The 23,013-nt window shown below is 54.0% G+C and carries 19 protein-coding genes, 1 CRISPR repeat array and 2 riboswitches; of the genes, 12 read left to right on the top strand and 7 right to left on the bottom strand.

What is annotated here, in order from left to right; translation table 11 throughout:
- The first annotated feature begins 773 nt into the window (after nucleotides 1-773).
- The 7 genes from cas3 to cas2 all read left to right on the top strand — a co-directional run bounded on the left by cas3 (nucleotide 774) and on the right by cas2 (nucleotide 8,427).
- Nucleotides 774-2,918: a CRISPR-associated helicase Cas3' gene (gene cas3, locus INF37_RS15355; protein ID WP_193539379.1), complete on the top strand. Its 2,145-nt coding sequence runs from the start codon at nucleotides 774-776 to the stop codon at nucleotides 2,916-2,918.
- A 233-nt stretch (nucleotides 2,919-3,151) separates the two neighbouring features.
- A complete protein-coding gene (cas5c, locus tag INF37_RS15350) occupies nucleotides 3,152-3,814 on the top strand; it encodes a type I-C CRISPR-associated protein Cas5c (RefSeq protein WP_193539377.1) in 663 nt (220 codons plus the stop codon).
- Entirely contained in the window at nucleotides 3,811-5,544 is a 1,734-nt protein-coding gene (gene cas8c, locus INF37_RS15345) for a type I-C CRISPR-associated protein Cas8c/Csd1 (RefSeq protein ID WP_193539375.1), read from the top strand. Before cas5c ends, cas8c begins: the two co-directional genes overlap by 4 nt.
- A 1-nt stretch (nucleotide 5,545) precedes the next feature.
- Nucleotides 5,546-6,442, top strand: coding sequence for a type I-C CRISPR-associated protein Cas7/Csd2 (cas7c, locus tag INF37_RS15340; protein ID WP_193539373.1), 897 nt, complete (start codon nucleotides 5,546-5,548; stop codon nucleotides 6,440-6,442).
- On the top strand, nucleotides 6,439-7,101 hold the full coding sequence (gene cas4 / locus INF37_RS15335) for a CRISPR-associated protein Cas4 (RefSeq protein ID WP_193539371.1): 663 nt from the start codon (nucleotides 6,439-6,441) through the stop codon (nucleotides 7,099-7,101). Before cas7c ends, cas4 begins: the two co-directional genes overlap by 4 nt.
- The gene (gene cas1c / locus INF37_RS15330) at nucleotides 7,098-8,129 is read left to right on the top strand and encodes a type I-C CRISPR-associated endonuclease Cas1c (protein ID WP_193539369.1); all 1,032 of its coding nucleotides are present in this window, start codon (nucleotides 7,098-7,100) and stop codon (nucleotides 8,127-8,129) included. Before cas4 ends, cas1c begins: the two co-directional genes overlap by 4 nt.
- A 7-nt stretch (nucleotides 8,130-8,136) precedes the next feature.
- Nucleotides 8,137-8,427, top strand: coding sequence for a CRISPR-associated endonuclease Cas2 (gene cas2, locus INF37_RS15325; RefSeq protein ID WP_193539368.1), 291 nt, complete (start codon nucleotides 8,137-8,139; stop codon nucleotides 8,425-8,427).
- A gap of 163 nt (nucleotides 8,428-8,590) precedes the next feature.
- Nucleotides 8,591-9,766: direct repeats of the CRISPR family, unit length 33 nt; unit sequence GTCGCTCCCCACACGGGGAGCGTGGATTGAAAT.
- Between the two features lie 226 nt (nucleotides 9,767-9,992).
- Here the strand turns inward: cas2 and INF37_RS15320 are convergent.
- From INF37_RS15320 to INF37_RS15290, 7 genes are all read right to left on the bottom strand, one after another.
- Nucleotides 9,993-10,964 (bottom strand): aldo/keto reductase, encoded by a 972-nt coding sequence (locus INF37_RS15320; RefSeq protein WP_193539366.1) that lies wholly within the window; start codon nucleotides 10,962-10,964, stop codon nucleotides 9,993-9,995.
- 13 nt (nucleotides 10,965-10,977) lie between these two features.
- Nucleotides 10,978-12,009 carry a radical SAM protein gene (locus INF37_RS15315; RefSeq protein WP_193539364.1) on the bottom strand — a complete coding sequence of 344 codons (1,032 nt, stop codon included), beginning with the start codon at nucleotides 12,007-12,009 and terminating at the stop codon, nucleotides 10,978-10,980.
- 4 nt (nucleotides 12,010-12,013) lie between these two features.
- Nucleotides 12,014-14,080, bottom strand: a complete 2,067-nt coding sequence (locus INF37_RS15310; RefSeq protein WP_193539362.1) for a molybdopterin-containing oxidoreductase family protein — start codon at nucleotides 14,078-14,080, stop codon at nucleotides 12,014-12,016.
- A 20-nt stretch (nucleotides 14,081-14,100) separates the two neighbouring features.
- Complete coding sequence (locus INF37_RS15305) at nucleotides 14,101-14,922, bottom strand: carbohydrate ABC transporter permease (RefSeq protein WP_101693229.1); 822 nt, start codon at nucleotides 14,920-14,922, stop codon at nucleotides 14,101-14,103.
- Nucleotides 14,923-14,934: 12 nt separating this feature from the next.
- A complete protein-coding gene (locus INF37_RS15300) occupies nucleotides 14,935-15,840 on the bottom strand; it encodes a carbohydrate ABC transporter permease (RefSeq protein WP_101693230.1) in 906 nt (301 codons plus the stop codon).
- Between the two features lie 12 nt (nucleotides 15,841-15,852).
- Entirely contained in the window at nucleotides 15,853-16,800 is a 948-nt protein-coding gene (locus INF37_RS15295) for a radical SAM protein (RefSeq protein WP_193539360.1), read from the bottom strand.
- A 91-nt stretch (nucleotides 16,801-16,891) separates the two neighbouring features.
- Nucleotides 16,892-18,235, bottom strand: a complete 1,344-nt coding sequence (locus tag INF37_RS15290; RefSeq protein ID WP_193539358.1) for an ABC transporter substrate-binding protein — start codon at nucleotides 18,233-18,235, stop codon at nucleotides 16,892-16,894.
- 535 nt (nucleotides 18,236-18,770) lie between these two features.
- Nucleotides 18,771-18,879: riboswitch (TPP riboswitch) on the top strand.
- Between the two features lie 46 nt (nucleotides 18,880-18,925).
- A riboswitch (TPP riboswitch) is annotated at nucleotides 18,926-19,032 on the top strand.
- A 50-nt stretch (nucleotides 19,033-19,082) separates the two neighbouring features.
- On the opposite strand from INF37_RS15290, the gene thiS reads away from it, so the two are divergent.
- From thiS to INF37_RS15265, 5 genes are read left to right on the top strand one after another with little or no spacing between them, the layout of a single operon-like run.
- Nucleotides 19,083-19,277, top strand: a complete 195-nt coding sequence (thiS, locus tag INF37_RS15285) for a sulfur carrier protein ThiS (RefSeq protein WP_193539356.1) — start codon at nucleotides 19,083-19,085, stop codon at nucleotides 19,275-19,277.
- Entirely contained in the window at nucleotides 19,278-19,913 is a 636-nt protein-coding gene (gene thiF / locus INF37_RS15280) for a thiamine biosynthesis protein ThiF (protein ID WP_193539354.1), read from the top strand.
- Nucleotides 19,914-19,929: 16 nt separating this feature from the next.
- A complete protein-coding gene (locus INF37_RS15275; protein ID WP_101693235.1) occupies nucleotides 19,930-20,703 on the top strand; it encodes a thiazole synthase in 774 nt (257 codons plus the stop codon).
- A 17-nt stretch (nucleotides 20,704-20,720) separates the two neighbouring features.
- Nucleotides 20,721-21,974: a 2-iminoacetate synthase ThiH gene (thiH, locus tag INF37_RS15270; protein WP_193539352.1), complete on the top strand. Its 1,254-nt coding sequence runs from the start codon at nucleotides 20,721-20,723 to the stop codon at nucleotides 21,972-21,974.
- On the top strand, nucleotides 21,967-22,560 hold the full coding sequence (locus tag INF37_RS15265; RefSeq protein WP_193539350.1) for a thiamine phosphate synthase: 594 nt from the start codon (nucleotides 21,967-21,969) through the stop codon (nucleotides 22,558-22,560). The genes thiH and INF37_RS15265 overlap by 8 nt, the downstream gene beginning before the upstream one ends.
- Nucleotides 22,561-23,013 lie beyond the last annotated feature (453 nt).

Raw genomic sequence — 23,013 nt, 5'->3', positions numbered from 1 at the left:
GGGCAACAAGAAATACATGAATATGAAGCACCTGGAAGCAGCCTTTGAGGATGCCTCCATTGCTGGCTAACTTCATTCATGCCAGGGGCTGTAAACCAATTTGCGCAAAACTCTTGACACTACCTTTTGTTCGGCGCAGAAGGAGGGATTTGAATTACTCGCGCTTACATTCTCCTCCTTTTTTCCTGCTTTATGTCTTCCCTTTCCGTGTAAAAAGTCAAAATTCAGCACCTGATACGGTACCAATTTACCCCCTTCCCTACTCCCCTATCCAGTCCCATAAGGGAAAAATAAGGGAAAAAATGAGGCTGACCGGTGATCCGGCTGGACTGTGCTGTCGAAGACAGAAATACCGTAGATGTTCTGGATATACCTCTCAATATAGCCGGAAGTCATCCCTTTAACATACATGGACAGGAACTTCTCTTCGATGTCCTGTACTGTGCCTCATAATAAAAGAGACCCCCTACTCCCTTTTTTGTGAAATTCAATTGAATTTACAAATAAAGTGCGCTAACATTGACCAATAAGGCCCTAATACTTGCTTATGGCTATCGACGGGTAAAAATCTGGCTTCCTACCATATTATCAACCACGAACACATACTGCTTATTCCAAAAACAACCCCTATAGATGTGTTTTGGGACAGCACGATAGCTGGTTTTCTAAACCTCTGTCTGCTTGACAAGATGCCACATATAAAACAGTCCAGTTTATTGGACTCATTCGGTGATAATCTGTAACTGAATAAATGTTTAAAAGGAGAATGCTTTATGGAAAGCTCCCCCTGTATCGCCCATATTTCTGATGACGAACGATCACAAACCGTTCTTGCGCACTTACAGAATGTCGCACTTCTGGCAAAATCGTTTGCCCACCCTTTTTCAGGAGACGAACAGGCAGAATTAGCCGGGCTGGCTCATGATATTGGGAAATACTCTGATTCCTTTCAAAAGCGTTTAAGAGGTCTCCCTATACGAGTAGACCATTCTACAGCTGGTGCGGTAGAATGCTGGGGGCGCGGACAGCCTTTTGCTGCTTTTGCAGTGGCCGGCCACCATGGTGGACTGCCGGACGGCGGCAGCCAGACAGACGGGCCGGACCAGACCACACTGTGGGGCCGCATCAAGCGGAAAGAGTGGGGTCTTTTGGAACCCTATGAAGCTTGGATGCAGGAGGTCATGCTCCCTAAAACCGAGGTGCCAGATTTTACGGAACGTTCAGGATCGGAATGGGTATTTTTTACCCGGATGCTGTACTCTTGTCTGGTAGATGCCGACTTTTTGGACACAGAGGCCTTTATGGAGGGGCAGAGTCGGGAGAGATACCAGACTTCCATAGAACAGCTGTGGAACAAGCTCCAGGACTACATATCAGGCTGGTTTCCGCCCGAAGGGGAGCTGAACCGCCAGCGCTGTAAGATCCTGGAGCAATGCATTCAGGAGGGAGAAACGCGAGCGCCGGGGCTGTTTTCCCTAACCGTGCCAACTGGCGGAGGGAAAACCGTGGCCTCCCTGGCTTTCGCTCTGACCCATGCCAAACAGCACGGTCTGAAGCGAGTGATCTATGTGATCCCCTACACCTCCATCATTGAGCAGACAGCGGAGGTATTCCGGGAGATCCTAGGTGTGGAAAACGTACTGGAGCACCACTCCAACGTACTCTACGATCTGGACAGGGCGGCTGATCCCCACACCATTTCCCTGGCCAAAGCCACAGAAAACTGGGACATACCGGTAGTGGTGACCACAGCAGTACAGTTTTTTGAATCTCTGTATGCCTGCCGCTCCTCTCAATGCCGCAAGCTCCACAACATAGCCGGCAGCGTAGTCATTTTTGATGAGGCCCAGATGCTGCCTATCCCCTATCTTCGTCCCTGTGTCTGGGCTATTTCCCAGCTGGTGAAGCGTTACGGCATCTCCGCAGTTCTCTGCACAGCGACGCAGCCTGCGCTGAAGCCGATCTTCCGAGAATTTCTCCCTCAGGTTCCGGTGCAGGAGCTGTGTCCGCCCGATACCTGCCAGTGGGATCTATTCCGCCGAGTGACCTTCCGGCAGACAGGCTGCCTGACCTGGGACGAACTGACCGCACAGCTTAACGCCCACGACCAAGTCCTGTGCATTGTCAATACCCGGAAAGCGGCACAGGAGATCTATGGGCAGCTGGACAGAGCAGGCAGTTTCCATCTGTCCACCCTCATGTGTCCCAGCCACCGGAAAGTACAACTGAGGGAGATCCGCCGCCGATTGAAGGAGGGCCTTCCCTGTCGTGTTGTGTCTACCTCCCTGATCGAGGCGGGTGTGGATGTTGATTTCCCGGCAGTATTCCGGGAAATAGCCGGTTTGGACTCTATTTTGCAGGCCGCCGGACGGTGCAACCGGGAGGGCAGGCGGTCTGCTGAGGAGAGTGTAGTCCACATTTTTAAAGGGGAGGAAAAAGCCCCTCCCCTCTTCTCTACCGCTATCGGAGCAGGAAAGGCGGCCATGGCCCGCTATGCCGATATCGCCTCCCCGGAAGCCATCCACACCTATTTTTCTGAACTTCTAGATCTGAAGGGATGCGACGCGCAGGACAAAGAGCGGATTTTGCCGCTGATTCAATCTGAGTTTTTTCCCTTCCGCAAAGTAGCGGAGCGGTTCCATCTCATCGACAGTCCCACCCGGACGGTCTATATTCCGTGGGAAGAAGGCGCAAATCTTGTGGAGCAGCTGCGCACCGGCGGGGGTGGACGAGAGCTGTTCCGAAAACTAGGACAATATGGGGTATCTGTCTACGAACAGCACTTTGCTGCCCTGGAGGCAGCGGGAGATCTGGAGGTGCTGGAAAACGGGGCCGCCATTCTGCGCAATCCTGCTCTGTACTCTGATACTACAGGTCTCTCACTGGAGGCTGACAGTGGAAAGGGCTTGTTTATCTAGGTAGAAAGCGGTGGGGAAGAAAAACACTTCCCCACCGCCCTGGCCGGATCTTCTCTAAATCAATATTTCAATCCACGCATCTCTGCGACGTACCCAGTATACCACAGAAGCTTCTTTGTTTGCAAATCACCATATTCTATTTTATTGATTTAGAAAAGATAATATTGACTTATATGTTAGCGCGTGCTATATTGAAACCAGAGCAAGATAAAACTCTGAAAGGAGTGACGCCTATGTCCATCAAGCTGGAGGTCTGGGGAGACTACGCCCTCTTTACCCGCCCGGAAATGAAGGTAGAACGGGTAAGCTATGACGTGATGACTCCCTCGGCTGCCCGGGGTTTGATTGAGGCCATCTATTGGCACCCGGGTATGCGTTGGTACATTGACCGCATTCACGTCTGTACCCCCATCCGTTTTACCAATCTGCGGCGCAATGAGGTGAAATCTACCATCTCCGCTCGCACCGCCCGCACAGTGATGGAGCGTGGGAAGGGAGAGCTGTACCTCGGTACCTCGCAGGAAATCCAGCAACGAGCCGCCTTACTGCTGCGGGAAGTCCGCTACGTAATCGAAGCCCATTTTGAGATGACAGAAAAGGCTGTACCGGGAGATAATCCAGGAAAATTCCAGGACATCGTAAAACGACGGATCCAGAAGGGACAGTTTTACCACCAGCCCTGCTTCGGCTGCCGGGAGTTTCCTGCTCAATTCCGTATGTGTAAGAAAATCCCTCCCTGTCCCGATGCTTTGAAGGGAGAGCGAGATCTGGGCTGGATGCTCTATGACATGGACTATGCTGACCCGGAGAATATCACCCCCCTCTTTTTCCGGGGAGTGCTGCGGGATGGAGTATTGGAGATTCCCCCTTGGGACAGCGAGGAGGTGCGCCGATGATCCTACAGGCGCTGACAGAATACTATCGCATGCTGGCTGACAGCGGCAAGATCTCTCCGCCCGGCTGGAGCGAGGTCAAAGTCTCTTTTGCTCTGTGCATTGGAGCAGACGGGACGCTGGAACAGGTGGTCTCCGTCCAGACCGAGCAAACCAAGGGGAGAAAGACCGTACTGGCACCTCGGCCCATGATGCTTCCGGCTCCAGTAAAACGTTCGAGTGGAGTTGCCGCTAATTTCCTCTGTGATAATTCCAGTTATCTGCTGGGCGTGGACAATAAGGGAAAGCCTCAGCGAACTTTGGAGTGTTTTCAGGCGTGTAAGAAGCTCCACGAGGAGCTGTTGGAAGGAGTAGATAGCCCCGCAGCCCAAGCTGTGCTTGCCTTTTTCCGGACATGGCAACCGGAGCAAGCCGCCAGTCACCCTGCATTGTCCGTCTGCTGGGAAGAGCTTATGGCCGGAGGCAATCTTGTATTTCGCTTTGATGGGGCCTTTGTTCATCAAAATATGCCAGTCCGGCAGGCTTGGGACGATCACTATCAGACGGAAGAGGATGGTCCTCAGATGGTCTGCTTGGTCACAGGAAACCGCGGAGCAGTAGAGAGCGTCCACCCCTCCATTAAAAACGTACAGGGCGCCCAGTCCAGTGGAGCAGCCCTGGTGTCTTTCAACGCTCCTGCCTTTTGTTCCTATGGTAAGGAGCAAAATTATAATGCTCCTACCAGCAAATACGCTGCTTTTGCCTACACCACTGCCCTCAATCACCTGCTCTCTGATCGGGAACACGTCTACCGAATGGGAGATACCACGGTGGTCTGCTGGGCCAAATGTGGTGGGGATGTCTATCAGAATCTGATGGGCTGGGCCCTTTTTGGAGCAGAGCCATCTTACACGCTGACCGATTTACAGGGGGCGCTGAACAATCTGTGCAATGGTATGGCGGTAGACCTGGACGAGACACGGCTGGACCCCGACATGGAATTCTATATCTTAGGGCTCTCCCCCAATGCCGCCCGGCTCTCGGTACGCTTTTTCCTGCGCAACAGCTTTGGGGCCTTCCTCCGCAATGCCCAGGCTCACCAGCAACGGTTGGAAATCACCAAGCCCACCTATGATAAATTTGACACACTCCCCATGTGGAAGCTGCTGGACGAGACTGTCAATCAGAACAGCCGCGACAAGAGCCCGGCCCCCAATATGGCTGGCGAGGTACTGCGCTCTGTCCTTACCAATACTCATTATCCGGCCACCCTGCTCAACGGCGTGGCACTACGTATCCGAGCAGAGCACCGCGTAACTCGTGGCCGAGCCGCCATTCTCAAGGCTTACTACCTAAAAAATATACATCCAGATGTCCCAAAGGAGGTTTTGACTGTGTCGCTCAATCCAGACAGTACCAATGTTCCCTATAACCTGGGACGGCTCTTCTCCATACTGGAAGCCGTCCAGTCCAGCGCCAATCCTGGCATCAACACCACTATCAAGGACAAGTACTTCAATTCTGCCTCCGCTACCCCCGCCATTGTGTTCCCAATCCTGCTGAATCTGGCGCAGAAACATCTGAAGAAGTTGGATGCAGGCCTACGTACTTATTACGATAAACAAATCACCGCTCTGCTCTCCAAACTCGGAGAAGTCTACCCTCCGCGCTTGAATCTGCCCCAGCAGGGTTCCTTCCAGCTGGGATATTACCATCAGACCCAGAGCCGCTTTGAAAAAAAGGAGGAAAAGTAATATGTCTGAGCCCATCAAAAACCGCTATGAATTCGTTATCCTCTTCGATGTAGAAAACGGCAACCCTAACGGCGATCCCGATGCCGGTAATATGCCCCGTGTGGACCCGGAAACTGGTCTGGGCATCGTGACCGATGTGTGTCTCAAGCGAAAAATCCGCAATTATGTGGAGACGGTGAAGGAGGATGCCACTGGTTACCGCATCTATGTAAAGGACGGTGTGCCCCTGAACCGCAGCGATGGAGAGGCTTACACCGAGTTGGATATCACGGAAAAAAATGTGAAGGAGAAAAAGAAGGCTGACCCCGATTTGGACCGGAAGATCCGAGATTGGATGTGCGCTAACTTCTATGATATCCGTACCTTTGGCGCAGTAATGACTACCTTCGTAAAAGCAGCCTTGAACTGCGGTCAGGTGCGCGGCCCGGTACAGCTGGGTTTTGCCCGCAGTGTGGAGCCCGTGGTACCTCAGGAAGTCACCATCACTCGTGTAGCCATTACCACAGAAGCTGATGCCGAGAAAAAAGGGACTGAAATGGGCCGGAAGTACATCGTCCCATATGGTCTTTACCGCTGTGAGGGCTATATCTCTGCCAATCTGGCCCGCAAGACCACCGGTTTCTCCGAGGAGGACCTGTCTCTGCTATGGGATGCAATTCTCAATATGTTTGAGCATGATCACTCTGCTGCTCGTGGCAAGATGGCAGTGCGGGAACTGATCGTCTTTAAGCACGACAGCGAACTGGGCTGTGCTCCTGCCTGGAAGCTCTTTGATACGGTGACAGTTACCCGCAAAATTCCGGATGACCCCTCCCCCGCCCGTTCCTATCAGGACTATACCATCTCCGTGGATGAGGCCGCCCTGCCGGCCGGCATCACCTGTCAGCGCATGGGGTGATCTACACCGAGGAGGACTTCCTCCAGCTGTCCGGTTTGCAGCACTTTGCCTTCTGCCGACGCCAGTGGGCACTGATCCATGTTGAGCAGCAGTGGAGAGAAAATCTGCGCACGGTAGAGGGCGATTTGTTTCACCGCCGGGCCCATGATGAGCAGTCACGGGAGCGCCGAGGAGATATCCTCATCCTGCGCGGGTTGCCGGTGGCCTCCCCCACCCTAGGAATCTCTGGAAAGTGTGATGTGGTGGAGTTCCGCACAGATATTAGCGGGGTCCCTCTCCGCGGGGAATATGGCTTGTGGGTTCCCTTTCCTATAGAGTACAAGCGAGGCACACCCAAATCCCACCGGGCCGACGAACTACAGCTGTGCGCCCAGGCCATGTGCCTGGAGGAGATGCTCTGCTGTGCCGTTCCGGAAGGAGCCCTTTTCTATGGCGAAACCCGGCGGCGGACGTTAGTGCCCTTTTCCGCAGAGCTGCGGGAAGAAGTGCAGACGATGTTGGAGGAGATGCACCAGCTCTACCGTCGGGGACATACCCCTAAAGTACGGCGTTCCAAGTCCTGCAATGCCTGTTCCCTCCAGGAACTCTGCCTGCCCGCACTACTGAAGGGGAACGATGTGGACACCTATTTACGTCAGGCCATGGAGGTGGAACCATGAGACATCTGCTCAACACCTTGTTTGTGACCTCAGAGGACATCTACCTCTCTCTAGATGGGGAGAATGTGGTGGCCAGTCGGGAAAAGAGCCCTGTGGCCCGCTACCCCCTTCACACCCTGTCTGCCATTCTCACGTTTTCCTATCCCGGTGCTTCTCCCGCCCTAATGGGAGCCTGTGCCCAGCGCGGGATCTCCCTGTCCTTCTGTACGCCCCGGGGGAAATTCTTGGCCCGAGTCACCGGTGAAGCCAACGGGAATGTACTGCTACGCCGAACCCAGTACCGAGCGGCAGACGACCCAGCGCAGAGCTGCACTATCGCCCGATCAATGGTGTTCGGAAAGGTCCACAACGCCCGCTGGAGCATCGAACGCACCCGCCGGGACCACGGACTCCGCGTAGATGACCAGCGGCTCGGGGAGGTGTCCGGCCAGCTGAAAGCCATGCTGCCCCAACTTTTGCAGGTGACAGAGCTGGACAGCCTGCGCGGGCTGGAGGGGGCCGGGGCCACCGCCTATTTTGGTGTATTCGATCAACTGATCCTAGGGGACCGTTCTGTGTTTCGCTTTGAGACCCGTAGCCGCCGACCGCCTCTGGATCCGGTAAATGCCCTACTTTCCTTTGCCTACAGCCTGCTGTCCCATGACTGCACCTGGGCTTTGGAGAGCGTGGGACTGGACTCTTACGTGGGCTTTCTCCACCGCGACCGGCCGGGCCGCAGTTCCCTGGCACTGGATCTGATGGAAGAATTTCGCCCCTGTATCGCAGACCGTTTTGTTTTGACCTGCATCAACAACCGCGTCTTTCAGAAATCAGATTTTATCTATCACGAAAATGGTAGTGTACTGCTCAACGAGAGTGGACGACGTACTTTTCTCCAACGTTGGCAGGCGCGCAAAAAAGATAGCCTGACTCATCCTTTTCTGGGAGAGAAAGTGCCGTGGGGATTGGTGCCTTACCTTCAGGCACTTCTTTTGACTCGATATCTCAGAGGTGACCTGAAGGCCTATCCACCCTTTTTGTGGAAGTGAGGATGCTATGCTGGTACTGATCACATACGATGTCAATACAGCAGATGCCGCCGGACGCAGGCGTCTGCGCCAAATTGCCAGGCAATGTGTCAACTATGGGCAGCAGGTCCAATGCTCGGTATTTGAATGCCTGCTGGATTCGGCCCAATGCAAACTGCTGCAGGCAAAGCTGCTTTCCATTATTGATCAGGAAAAAGACAGTCTGCGCTTTTATTATCTTGGGAAACAATATGAAAACAAAATTGAGCACTTTGGCTGTAAATCCTCTTATCTCCCGGAAGAGCCGTTGATTCTATAATGGTGCGAAGAGACAGCAGTCACATATTCCCCTGGAGGTTCGCACTGGAATAGAGCCCTTTCTTGCAGCGCGGAAGCAGTGTCGTCTGACAAAACTTACTCAGATACGCTAAATTTTATCTAAGTTCTATAAGTTTACAGGTGTGTATTTGTACATATCTGCTGTCGCTCCCCACACGGGGAGCGTGGATTGAAATCGCCTGTATGATAATACTTGGCGTCTGACATGGGTCGCTCCCCACACGGGGAGCGTGGATTGAAATGGATGATCCGGCTAAATCCTCTCCGCGACGTACAGCAGTCGCTCCCCACACGGGGAGCGTGGATTGAAATTGACGGCTACAATTTGCGGCAAAATGTCCTTGTGCGTCGCTCCCCACACGGGGAGCGTGGATTGAAATAGGCAAGGAGCGCAGTTTTCAACAACTTCCGCAGTCGCTCCCCACACGGGGAGCGTGGATTGAAATGGGCAAAATCGCGGCAGTAGGTCAGGGTCGTCGGGTCGCTCCCCACACGGGGAGCGTGGATTGAAATCACGCCTCCGGAGTCGTCCTCCGGGCGTCCCCCGTCGCTCCCCACACGGGGAGCGTGGATTGAAATACAGCACCCCCAGCGGAGGGTGGGACGCCCCTTGTGTCGCTCCCCACACGGGGAGCGTGGATTGAAATGCCTCGGGGTCCCCCTGCTTTGCCGCCAGCCGCGTCGCTCCCCACACGGGGAGCGTGGATTGAAATTCCTCCTTGCCCTCGTGACCTCCGGGGCGGGCGGAGTCGCTCCCCACACGGGGAGCGTGGATTGAAATTGGAAAGTGTACTGGGATGACCAGATGCCGTGCGGTCGCTCCCCACACGGGGAGCGTGGATTGAAATAGACCAGGGGCAACATACTGCCCGTTTCGGTCCGTCGCTCCCCACACGGGGAGCGTGGATTGAAATCGACTGGACCCGGAGCGCTTCCTGCGGTATCTGGACCGTCGCTCCCCACACGGGGAGCGTGGATTGAAATCAGCCGTCCGGCCCCTGCCGGGTGGTGCACCTTGGTCGCTCCCCACACGGGGAGCGTGGATTGAAATTGGAAAATTAAAGACGGCATTACTTTAACCACATGTCGCTCCCCACACGGGGAGCGTGGATTGAAATTGGAAAGTGTACTGGGATGACCAGATGCCGTGCGGTCGCTCCCCACACGGGGAGCGTGGATTGAAATTCTGCTGGCCCTGGCTGACCTGTACGGCGTCTCGTCGCTCCCCACACGGGGAGCGTGGATTGAAATCTCACGGCGGTCACTGAGCGGGGGCGCAACCACCTGTCGCTCCCCACTCGGGGAGCGTGGATTGAAATAACTTGTGGCTACGGTATCCCTCCCGAACCAACGTCGCTCCTCACTCGGGAAGCAGTGACACAAAGGCCCCCTGATGTAGTCTATTTTCCTACACCAGGGGGCCTTATCATAGAAAGATGATTGACCACTATATCCACTTTTCCAATTATGAACGCGTTCCAGCTAAAAATGGAAGAGACAAATGGCTCATCTTTTACATCAAAACCTGTGTCACACTCCCAGCGCTTACTTCGCCGCGCCGCCCACATTTCCCTCTCCAGCCGCAGAGAGAAAGTCCAGCTGCTCCTTGCTGAGCTGGATCTTCAGGGTCCCCATTGCCTCTTCAAACTGGGCCATATTTGTGGTGGTGACCAGCGGAATGGCGGCCGGATCCTGGTGCATGAGCCAGTAGTAGACGATCTGAACCTTGCTGTACCCCGTCTCTCTGGCCACCTGATCCAGCGCCGCCAGACGTGCCTGGGCATCTGCTCCAACATACTGGGCCATGAAGGGCTTCTCCGGATTGACATAGGCGCCCTTCAGCAGAGGGCAGTAGGCCAGCAGTGTGATCCCCGTATCCCGGATATATTCCCGCAGGTCCTCCACCACATACTTCTGGCCGGGAAACGCCGCGTCCTGTTTCGGGCGCAGATAGGAGTACCGCTGCTGGATGCAGCAGATCTGTGTCCAGTGGTTGGCCTGGCAGATCTGACGGGCGCGCTCCAGCCGCCAGGCGCTGAAGTTGCTGGCGCCGATGGCCCGCACCTTTCCCTCCCGCACCAGGGTATCCATGGCAGAAAGTGTCTCCTCCAGCGGTGTATTCTCATCGTCGGTATGGAGGTAATAGAGGTCCAGATAGTCGGTCTGGAGCCGCTGGAGGGATTTTTCACACTCCTCCCGGATCTGGCGGGCGGAGGTCCCGTAGGAGATGCCCGGGTATGCAAATCCCACCTTGCTGGCCAGGACGACCTGATCCCGGCATCCCCGCTCCTTGAGCCACGCTCCGATGATCTCTTCACTTCTCCCCGCGCGGCCCGTGCCGTCGATCTTGCGCCGTCCGTAGATGTTGGCCGTGTCCAACAGGTTGCCGCCCCGCTCCAGATAGGCATCCAGCTGTGCAAAGGCCTCTTCCTGTTCCAGCTTGGGGCCAAACATCATGCAGCCGTATCCCAGCTCGGTGACCTCGATCCCGCTGTGTCCCAGCTCTACTCGCTTCATGGAACTCTCCTCCTCAGATCAGTGTGTTGTCTGCAAAACCGAACAGATGGTTCCAGGAGCGTTTATAGCTGTGCCCCCAGACCCAGGCATTCCCATACTGGGGATTCTTCCGCCGCTGGGCAAAGATCCCCTCGTAAATACCGTGCAGCTCGTCATAGCTGGTGATCTCAAAGATGCTCTTGATCCGGTCGTCGTCGTTGCTGCCCCGGCAGGGAATCACATTGCAGAATTCGCTCAGGGTGATGGATTCCGGCTCATTGAACTCCCGGAAGTATTCCTCCTTGTGGGCAATCAGCTCATCAATGTGGTAGAAGAACAGATCCCGGGAGGCATCCCGCAGATAGAGCGGGTCCATCGTCCCGGAGAGATAGTCCCCATTCCCCCCAGTCCCGTTGAAATAGGCGTAAATGGTGTGCAGTCCCAGGCCCAGCTCGTCGGCAAAAGCCTTTGCCGCGCGGACCTCGCCGATGTTGAACTGGTAGAGATGGTAGTTGATCATGGCATATCCATGGAACCCCCGCGCCCGGATGGCCTCCATGGTAGCGCGGATGTTGGCCTTGACCTTTTCAAAATCAAAGCCGTGGATGCGGTCATAGGAGCTCTGGCTGAATCCCGGCATGGAGAAAAGGATACCATACCAGTTTTCACAGGACTCCACCCGGGAGAAATCAATGGCCTTTCCCGCATTCGTGCTCATATCCAGCCGAATCCCGACCTCGTGCATATAGTTGAACAGATCGGGCAGATGGGGATTGAGGGAGGGCTCATACCAGTTGTAGATCCGGTAGATACAGTCCGGCGTGATGATGTTGTGGTCAAGCAGATGGCGGTGGAGCCGCTCAAACTCCGCCCGTGTCATGTAGTAGGGCGGCACCTCCCGGCTCGCGCCGCAGAGATTGGCCTGTCCCGTTTTGCAGTATTTACACATGGCGTTGCACTTGTTGGTCACATCCATGTAGATCTCGGTATAACGGCCGGGAACCACATTGTGATAGAGCTCCTCAAAGCGCTGTGGATTCCGATGATCGGTACGCTCCAGACACATAAATTCAGTCCACCCTTTCCTCTTTTGTCACCCTGCACGGAATGCCGCGGCAGGAAAACGCCTGGATCTCCCCGCCGAGCAGGGTCTGGTCCGACGTCAGGTTGTTGCAGTTTCCGGCCAGCACATCCCGCTCACCGGCAGCATCCGTGTCCCACCAGCCGATGGCCAGGGCAATGGTGCCGGCAGGCATACCCAGTCCGATGTGCACCCGCTGACAGGTCTCCCCGGTCGGTGTGGTGATCCGGGCCCAGTCCCCCTCGCGCAGTTCCTCCCGCGCGGCCACATCTTCACTCACATAGGCCACCGGGTCTGGCTGCCGGGTACGCTGTCCCGGCATCTGCCGCCCCGCCGAGTGGAAAAAGAAGGGAGATTTGTAGTTCGTGCAGCGGTCGGGGTATGCCTCATCGGGCTCCGGGAGGGACCGATACCTGGGCACGCTTCCGCCGCTTCGCTCCTCCAGCTCCGGAAGGGCGAGGTGGATCGTTCCATCGGCCGTGGGGAATCCGCACTGCCGGTATCCCCGGGGTGCGGGCTGCCGCTTGGTCCCGTCCCCCTCCAGCCGTCCGGTGGTGCGGAGCTCTTCCAGCGTGACTCCGCTCCCCTCCAGCAGGAAGTTCCAGAACCCGTCCATGTCAGGCCAGAACGCATCCGCCAGTCCCAGCCGCTTTCCCATCTCGTTGATGATATCCATATCGCTGCGGGCATCCGAGCCGGACACCAGCGCCGGACGGTACTGGATGCTCCCGTCCCCCTCAAAGAAGAGGTTTTCATACTCCAGATAAGTGGCCACTGGGAGCACCAGATCGGCAATCTGCGCGGTGGGCGTGAGGAAGAAGTCCTGCACCATCAGAAAGTCCAGGGACTGCAAAACCAACTGCGTGCGGCGGCTGTCCGCCCACATGACCACCGGGTCGCCGCCGACCACCCAGCCCGTCCGGAGCTTCCCTGCCTCGATCCCCTGGAGCATAGCCTGCCCGCTGGTCTGCCGGGCGGTGGGGAGCAGTGCGCGGTCCCAGCCCCACATCCGCTCCCGCCAGGCGGCGGAAAAGCGGTCTGCGCAGGTCAGCCGGGGCGTCCGGATCGGGTTGCGGCCGGAAGGAGGCGCCGCATGGAGTGCCGCCCCCGGGACATCCACATTTCCGGTCAGCGCCAGCAGGATGGCTAGGCAGCGTCCCTTCTGATAGCTGTCCCAGTTGTGGTCCAGCGCATTCCCGCCAAAGAGGATGCCGGGCTTTGCACAGGCAAACCACTCGGCCCCCTGCCGGATCTGCGCGGGCGCAAGTCCCGTAAGGGCCGCGGTATATTCCAGCGTATAGGGCGCGCAGGCCTTGCGGATATCCTCCAGGCCGGTCGCCCACCGGCTGAGCAGGTCGGCATCCTCCCAGCCCTCCTCCAAAATGAGGCGCATCCACCCCAGGGCCAGCGCCATGTCCGTGCCGGGACGGATGGGTAGCCAGAGATCGGCCAGCTCGGTCATCCGGGTGGGCAGCGGATCCACCACCACCAGACGTCCCCCGGCCCGTTTCATCTCGGCAATATCCCGCTGCACCCAGCGCATGGTATTGCTGGGATTAGAGCCCCAGAGCACCACCGTCCGGGTCTCCGCCGTGATGCGCCGGTCCGCCGGAAAGCCGAAGGTGTCCACAAAGGACTGGGCCTGGGCCTGATGGCACATGTTCCCTGCACCCAGCCGGTTGGGTACCCCCAGCAGATTCGCCAGCCGGTCAAAGACCGCGCTCTGCAACGGCTTATTGAAGCCCTTGATGAAGAGCAGTCCCTCCGGTCCCATCTGATCCAGGGTCTTTTGAAGCTCCCGGGTCGCCAGGTCAAAGGCCTCGTCCCAGGAGATCTCCTCCCACTGGCCGCTCCCCCGCGGTCCGGCCCGGCGCATGGGGTGTTTTACCCGCTGTGCATGGTTCATAAGCTCCAGGGCATGAAGCCCCGTGGGGCAGGAGATGGTTCCCTCCTCATGGGCCGGACGGATGGCCGCTGGCCGGCCGGCGGCATCCAGTGACACCGCCATATGGCACTCCCGGTCGCAGAAGCGGCAGGTCATCGTTTGTATCTGCATCTGTGTAACCTCCCAAACAGTCAGTTTTTGATTCCTGTTCCGGCAATTCCGGCAATAAAATAGCGTTGGAAAAAGACATACACCAAAAAGGGCGGCAGGAAATTCATCAGCGCCCCGGCCATGGTGATGCCATAGTTGATGGTGTGGGTCCCCTGGATGGAGGCAAGTCCCACCGGGAGGGTCCGTGTGGCGTCGGTATTGGAGATGATCAGAGGCCAGAGGAAGCTGTTCCAGCTCCGGGCAAAATAGAGAATGGCCACCGTGATCAGGATGGGCCGGATGACCGGCAGGACAATGTTCCAGTAGATCCGGAAATCCCGGCAGCCATCCACCCGGGCGCTCTCAAAGAGCTCCTTGGGCAGGGCCAGGATAGCCTGCCGGATCAGGAGCAGTCCCAGCATGGAGGGAATGGGGGCGATCAGCGGGAAAAAGTTGTCGATCATTTTCAGCTTCCCCATCATCAGCCAGAGGGGAACCACCGTGGCGGTGAACGGGATGGCCATCGAAATCATAAGGAAGTTCATGAGTCCCCGGCTTCCCCGGAAATGCTTTTTGGCAAAGGCAAAGGCGCCCAGACTGCACACCGCCAGGGTCAGCAGTACACCGGCTAAGGAGATCACGATGCTGTTGCGCACCCAGAGGGAAAAGCCACTCACGGCAAAGGTCTTTCGGAAGTTGTCCAGCGTGTAATCCGCCGGATTGAAGCTGATCAGATAGGGTGAATAGGTCTCCTGAAGGGAGCAGACCAGCATATACGCAAAGGGGAGCAGCATCAAGAGTGCAAGGGATACAAAAAACACATACCCCAGTGCACTCAGCACCTTGGAATATCCTTTTTTCATGTCTCTCCCCCCTTAATACAGTATATTTTCTTTCCGGCCAGCCAGTCTGCGCTGCACGATGGTGAGCACAGCGATCACCAGGATCAGCACATTGCCGATGGCCATGGCGAAGCCGATCTTGGAGTATTTGAAGCTGTACAGATAGAGGTAGACCATTGCCGTCATGGTCGTGGAGCGTCCCGGTCCACCTCCCGTCATGGTGTACACCAGATCAAAACTCTGGAAGGCCGAGATGCTCCCCAGCAGGATGACCAGCAGGGTCATGGGCCGCATCAGCGGGAAGGTAATCTTCCAGAAGATCTGAAACTGGCTGGCCCCGTCGATCTTGGCCGCCTCATAGTAGCTGTGGGGAATATCCAACAGGGCCGCCAGATAGATGACCATATAGTAGCCCGACCCAATCAGGATCTCGATCACGATCAGAGTGGGAAAGGCGGCCTTCTCACTGCCCAGCAGTAGGGAGGGATTGAGCCCGAAAAGAGAAAAGAGCGTGTTCAGCGGAGAACTGGGATTGTTGAGCAGGATACGGCAGACAATGCCCACAATGCTCACAGAGGCCAGGCTTGGAATAAACATGGCCCACCGCACAAACTGCGTGGCGGGGTTTTTCCCCTTCCGGTCGATCCAGGATGCCGTCAAAAAGGCCAGGATGGTCTGTCCCGGTACCACCGTAATAACAAAAATCAGCGTATTGATGAGGGACTGACGGAAAATGCGGTCCTCAAACAGCGCTTTATAGTTTTCCACTCCATTAAAGTGAGGGGTAGAAAGGGCGTTATACTGCGTGAAGCTCAGCACCACCGAGATCAGGATGGGAATGATCCAGAAAAAGATCACAATGGCAAGCATGGGCAGGATGTAGAGGTAGGAGCTCCAGTCCTGTTTCTTCCGACGGGGATATGCCAACTCCTTTGACATAACTGCACCACCTTAATCAGGAATTCCAAAGAGATGATTCATGGAGAGTTTATAGCTGTGGGCCCAGAGATGGATCTGCCGGTAAATGGGATCGTTGCCCCGCTTTGCGGCCAGACTGTCGTAGACCGCTTTGACCTCCTCATAGCTGTGGAGATCAAAGATGCTGCACACCTTCGACTCATCGTTACAGCCACGGCCCGGGATGACATTACAGAATTCACTCAGGGTGATGGATTCCGGCTCCACAAACTGTTCCAGGTACTTCTCTGCATGCTTCTCCAGCTCATAGAGATGCCCGAAGAAAATCTCCCGGGTGGCGTCTTTCATCTCCTCGGCACTCAGCGTACCGCGCAGGTAGGGCTCAAATTCTCCCGAACCGTTGAAGTAGGCGAAAATGGAGTGGAGACGCAGTCCGACCGAATCGGCAAACGCTTTGGCGCCATAGATCTCCCCAAGGTTGAACTGATAGAGGTGGAAATTGATATACGCATCTCCCTTGAAGCCTCTCTGGCGGAGCTCTTTCATGGTGGTGCGGATGTTCTGCTTTACCTGCTCAAAATCAAACCCGTGAATGCGGTCGTAGGAACTCTGGCTGAAGCCCGGCATAGAGAAAAGGATGCTCTCCATATGCCCACAGTCCCCCAGTCCAGAGAAATCCATACAGCGCCCGGCATTGGTGCTCATGTCCACCCGCAGCCCATGCTCCCGCATGTAATTGAGAATCCCCGCAAGATGGGGGTTCAGAGTGGGCTCATACCAGTTGTAGATGTGGAACAGCGCATCCGGCGTCATGATCTGATGGTCCAGCATATGCCGGGCCAGACGGTCAAAGGTACGGACATCCATGTAGTAGGCCGGAAACCGGCTGCTGTATCCAGTCCGATTGGCCTGACCGGTCAGGCAATATTTGCACCGGGCATTGCATTTGTTCAGGATATCCATGTAGATTTCAGGATACATTGAGAAAACCGCCTTTCCAAAAAAACAGGCAAAGCAGGCGTCCGCCTTGCTTTGCCTGTTTTTTAATCTGTTTGTCAGAAATCCCAGCCGATCAGTTGGCCGGAGCAGCGTAATCCAGGCTGTTGGCGAATTCCGCCACCTCGTTCATGGCGTCCTCGGGGCTGACGTTTCCGTTCATCATCTCCTGCAGGGTCTTCCACAGGAAGTCATAGACCTCGGTGGCACGGCGGGCGGCCTTGATGGGCCGGATGGAGGTATCCAGGCTGGCCGCCAGGGCCTCCTTGGTCACCTCATAGCCGTGATCCTCCTCGCCCACGGTGGAGGGCGCGCTTCCGGTCAGCTCGCGGTACTTGGCGCCTCCCTCGGGGCCCGTCATGTACTTGACCAGCTCCCAGCCCAGCTCCTTGTCCTCACAGGCGGACATGAGCACGATCTGGTCTACACTGGCACGGGCGCCCATATCGCCGTTGGGGCCCTGGAGGTCATAGGTAAAGCCGTACTCGAAGTCCCCGTCAGCCAGCTTGTTGAAGGTGCTCTCCGAAGTGCCCACGAAGGCCAGGGCCGCATTTCCTGGCACAAAGTAGTTGTCAAAGGCCTCGTTGTTGATGAGGGACATGGTGTCCTCAGGGAAGGCATTGTAGGTATTCTTCAGATCATAGAGCAGCTGCGCGGCCGCAATTCCCTGCTCGCTGTTGATGATGCACTTGCCCTCGTCGTCAAAGATGTCGCCGCCGGCCTGCCAAATGAAGTTATACCAGTTCCAGTTCAGGTCCTGATAGAAGGTCTGGCCCCAGCCCTGGGCCACACCATACTGGTCAATCTTTCCGTCGCCATCGGTGTCCTGGGTGGCCTTCTGAGCAATGCGGATCACATCATCCCAGGTCTTAGGGGCCTCTTCCCCGATGGAGTCCAGAATGGTCTTGTTGTAGACCAGGCCGCTGACCGCCTGGGGACCGCTCTGGGCGATACCATAGAACTTGCCGAAGATTTTGTATTTGTCCGTCAGAGTCGTATAGGTGGCATAATCCTCTTCCGTCAGGTAGTTGCTCAGATCCTCCACCGCGCCGGCATCGATATAGGTGGGGAACATCTCAACATACATATAGCCCACGTCCGGCCCGGTCCCTGTGGAAATACCGGAGCTGTACTTGGCCTCATAGTCTTTCCAGGAGATAAACTGGAAGGTAACGTCCACGTTGTGCTCCTCCTCAAAGGGAGCCACAACCTCATCCCAGATCTCCGCATCGTTGCCATCGGTTGCCTTGGCCGGCAGCCAAACTTCCAACACCTTCGTGCTCTCTCCCTCCGAGCCCCCCTGTGTGGGTGCCGCAGAAGGATCGCTCCCGGCGCTCTGTCCGCCACAGGCGGCCATTGAGAGCGTCAACACCGTGGCAAGGCCAGTGGTACCAATTCTTTTACCCCAGATATGTGCCATGAAAAACTCCTCTTTCTTTCTAAAGTTGCAAGGAAATCCATAAGTTAAGATAGCAGACTTAGAACGAAAACTCAAATTGCAATAACGAATAAATCGCTGGCACAAATATAGAAAAATTTAATTTTTATACGCTTTCTATCCAGTTCCATTTTGATTCTGCCATCCTCTTCCTTCCTGCTTCCCACCACACTTTTCTATCGAAAATTCAGATATGTTTTTGTGCCATTTTAGTATTATTATTGTACTTTTAAAATTTTTGTGTCCTCTGTCTACGCACACATGTCCAAACTCATATAATGACCACACATGCAAAACGGATGAGATATTTGAATTGCCCGCGCTTGCGTTTTCCTCCCTTACGTCTTCTCTTTCCGTGTAAAAAGAAAAAATTGACACCTGATATGATGCCAATTTGCCCCTTCTCTAAGACATATAGATTATGTGTTCTCTTTTACTTCCTTACTATTTGTGTTTTTCTGTGCTTTTTTAGATAGCCTATTGTATTTTCATAAAACAAGGTGTACAATATCTAATCGAATAAATACAGGGGAGCTTGTGTTTGCAGGCTGAGAGGAAGTAACCGAACTTCGACCCTATAACCTGATGCGGATAATGCCGTCGTAGGAAGTCATACACAAGGATTTTTTACAGGAGGCATCCGAAAGGGTTGTCTCCTGTTTTTATTTTACAATTAAAAAAGCGGGGAGCTTGTATGACAGGCTGAGAGGAAGGTGCAACCTTCGACCCATAAACCTGATTTGGATAATGCCAACGTAGGGATTTTTGTGAGTATTGCGGGAAACGTCCAAATCGGAGGTTTCCCGTATTTTATTTTGGAGGTGCAATCGTGGTAAAGGTAAATGGCACGGAACTCGATGTTGCAGGAAAGACAGTGTCGGAGTATCTGGCAACAACCGCCTATGATCCCAAACGAATCGCAGTTGAGCGAAATGGCGACATCGTATTTAAGTCTCAGTACGATGATACCATTCTTAAAGATGGCGATCGTTTGGAGATCGTCAGCTTTGTGGGAGGTGGTTGATTGATACCTTCTAAAAAAGAATGGACGGATGCTTTGATTGCCCGCCACGGAGCCACACTTCATAAACAGTTTTCTTCCGCAACTGTTGCAATTTGCGGCCTTGGCGGTCTTGGATCAAATATCGCCGTCGCTTTGGCAAGAGCTGGAATCGGTAAACTGCTGCTGATTGATTTTGACCGTGTAGACATAACCAATCTGCACCGACAGCAATACAAGGCAAATCAAATCGGATCCTACAAGGCAAATGCTCTTGCGGAAAATCTGTTAGAGATTGCCCCCTATACGGAACTCCAAGCTGTAACAACAAAGATCACAGAGGAAAATTTCGCCCGTCTGCTAAAAGACGCGGATATTGTATGTGAAGCATTTGACGATGCAGAGTGCAAGGCAATGATTGTAAACGGCGTTTTAGAGCAATTACCCCAGTGCTATTTGGTTGCGGCTTCCGGCATGGCTGGTATAGATACGCCCAATACCATTAAAACAAGAAAAGTTACAAAACGATTTTACCTATGCGGTGATGAAGTCAGCGATGTGGCAAACTCTATTGGACTAGTGGCCCCTCGTGTTATGCTTTGCGCCGCACATCAGGCTCATACCGTCCTGCGTATCCTCGCAGGCAAATATGAAGTATAAGAAAGAAGGAGTTATTATGGTTAACAACGATAAGCTCGTCATTGGCGGTCACGAATTTAATTCACGTTTTATTTTGGGTTCCGGTAAGTATTCCATGAAGCTCATTGAAGCTGCAATCAAAGATGCCGGTGCAGAAATCATCACGCTTGCTGTTCGCCGTGCAAACACCAAGGAGCATGAAAACATTTTGGACTACATCCCAGAAGGCATCACCCTGCTGCCCAACACCTCCGGTGCAAGAAATGCAGAGGAAGCTGTCCGTATTGCTCGTCTTGCGAGAGAGCTGGGCTGCGGTAATTTTGTGAAGGTAGAGATCATGCGTGATACCAAGTATTTGCTGCCCGACAACCAGGAAACCATTAAGGCTACTGAGATTCTCGCAAACGAAGGCTTTGTTGTCATGCCTTATATGTATCCTGATCTGAACGCCGCCCGTGATATGGCGAATGCAGGAGCGGCTACCATTATGCCTTTGGCTTCGCCCATCGGCTCTAACAAGGGTTTGGCAACCAGAGAATTCATTCAGATTCTCATTGATGAGATTGATCTGCCTATTATCGTGGACGCTGGCATTGGTAGACCTTCGCAGGCTTGTGAAGCCATGGAAATGGGTGCGGCTGCTATTATGGCGAACACCGCCCTTGCAACTGCCGGAGATCTGCCGCTGATGGCATCTGCTTTCCGTCAGGCTATCGAAGCAGGCAGAAAGGCATATCTGTCCGGTCTGGGCCGTGTGCTGACCCGGGGTGCTTCTGCTTCCGATCCTCTGACCGGCTTCCTGCGTGATTAAGGAGAAGGAGAATGACTATGGAAAATCAATTTTTTGTAGATTCCGAGTATCTGTCACCGGCTGCTCTGGAGAAAAAACACAAACTGGAAACAGACCCGTCCAGTCGTAAAAATCACATGGAATATTTGCCGGGTATGGAGATCATCGAATCTGATGTTTGCCAGCAGGTTATGTACCAGATGAACTCCTTTGATTATTCCTTCTATACTGCTCGTGATGTTCGTGCTGCCCTCGACCATGAGACTTGCTCTGTCGAGGACTTCAAGGCACTCTTATCTCCTGCCGCGGAACCTTTTCTGGAAGAAATGGCGCAGAAAGCCCGCATGGAGACAAGCAAGCACTTTGGCAATACTGTTTACTTATTTACCCCTCTGTACATTGCCAATTACTGCGAAAACTACTGCGTTTACTGCGGCTTCAACTGCTACAACCATATCAACCGCATGAAACTGACTATGGAGCAGATCGAGCATGAAATGAAAGTGATTGCTGACTCCGGTATGGAAGAAATTCTAATCCTTACTGGCGAGAGCCGTGCACAAAGCGATGTGCAGTATATTGGGGAAGCTGTCAAGCTGGCTCGAAAGTATTTCCGTATGGTTGGCCTGGAGATCTACCCCGTGAACACCGATGAATACAAGTATCTCCATGAGTGCGGCGCTGACTATGTAACCGTGTTCCAAGAGACCTACGATGCCGACAAATACGAAACACTCCATTTGTTTGGGCACAAGCGTGTATGGCCGTATCGTTTTGATGCCCAGGAGCGAGCACTCCGTGGTGGTATGCGTGGTGTCGCGTTCTCTGCACTTCTTGGCTTGTCCGATTTCAGAAAGGATGCTCTGGCAAGCGCACTTCATGTGTACTATCTGCAGCGCAAATATCCCCATGCGGAAATGTCCCTGTCCTGCCCGAGACTGCGCCCGATCATCAACAACGACAAGATCAATCCTCTTGATGTAGGCGAAAAGCAGTTGTGTCAAATCCTTTGCGCTTACCGTATCTTCCTACCATTTGTGGGAATTACCGTCTCTTCTCGTGAGAGTGCGGAGTTCAGAAACGGTATTGTAAAAATTGCTGCAACCAAGATTTCCGCTGGCGTTTCTACCGGCATTGGAGACCACGAAAGCAAGTACACCGGCAAAGAAGATGATGCCGTTAAGGGCGATGAGCAGTTCGAGATTGACGATGACCGCAGCTTTGAAACCATGTACAAGGATATGTCGGGTGAAGGTTTACAGCCAGTGCTGAATGATTATGTATATGTCTGATATTCTGTGTATCACCAACCGAAAACTGTGCCGGGAAGACTTTCTGACAAGGGTCGAACGGATTGCAGCCTGCCATCCTGCAGGAATCATCCTCCGTGAGAAAGATATGTCACCGGAAGAATACGAGACATTGGCAGCGGCGGTCATGGAGATCTGCGGTCGATATGATGTGAAGTGTATCCTGCATAGCTTTTCTGCCGTTGCTCTGTCTCTTCGTGCAGCTGCTATCCATCTGCCGCTGCATCTTCTAAGGGAGCTTTCACAGGAACAAAGGACACATTTCGACGTCTTAGGAGCATCTTGTCATAGTGTGGATGATGCTTTGGAAGCACAGGCTTTCGGCTGTACGTACATTACTGCCGGCCATGTGTTTGAGACAGACTGTAAAAAAGGTCTGCCTGGCAGAGGATTAGAATTCCTGCGGAATGTATGTGCTGCTGTAGATATTCCTGTGTATGGAATCGGTGGAATCTATCCCTATAACATTGCTTTGGTGCGTAGCGCAGGAGCCAGCGGAGCTTGCTTAATGAGCAGCTTGATGGCAACCGACGATGTAACAAGGCTTATGAAAGCCATGGAGAGCTAAATGAAATTCAATGAGAAAATGTTACTGCTATACGTCGTAACAGATTATAGATCATTTCTTTTCCCCCATATAATTGCCGAAATCTAGGAATTCGGTCTATATCCTGCACTGAAGTCGCCCGGACAGGGAGTACCTCCCCTCTTCCCTTCTACCCTTGTTTAGCTGTGCGATCTTCTCAGACAAGGTTTGCTGTCTCCTTTCGAATGGTGGTGTCGCGACTTCATTCTACTAGAGTTCTGCACCCCCTGTCTCTTTTTATCCTCTTTTTGATTTGCGAAACTTATTGCACCTTATCGCCTTAATTTACCAACTCCGTTCTTTTTTACTGGTCAGGTAGAATAAGTTTCGCAAAAACAAAAAAAGACATGGTTTGCAGATCTCTGGTAGAATGAAGTTGCGACACCACCATTCGAAAGGAGACAGCAAACCATGTCCGAGAAGATTGTACAGCTA

Origin of the sequence: Pseudoflavonifractor gallinarum (assembly GCF_014982855.1) — a bacterium.
In the GTDB taxonomy this organism is placed as follows: Bacteria; Bacillota; Clostridia; order Oscillospirales; family Oscillospiraceae; genus Pseudoflavonifractor_A; species Pseudoflavonifractor_A gallinarum.
The sequence above is the reverse complement of the archived record's forward strand: the minus strand, read 5'-3'. Positions and strand labels throughout refer to the sequence as shown.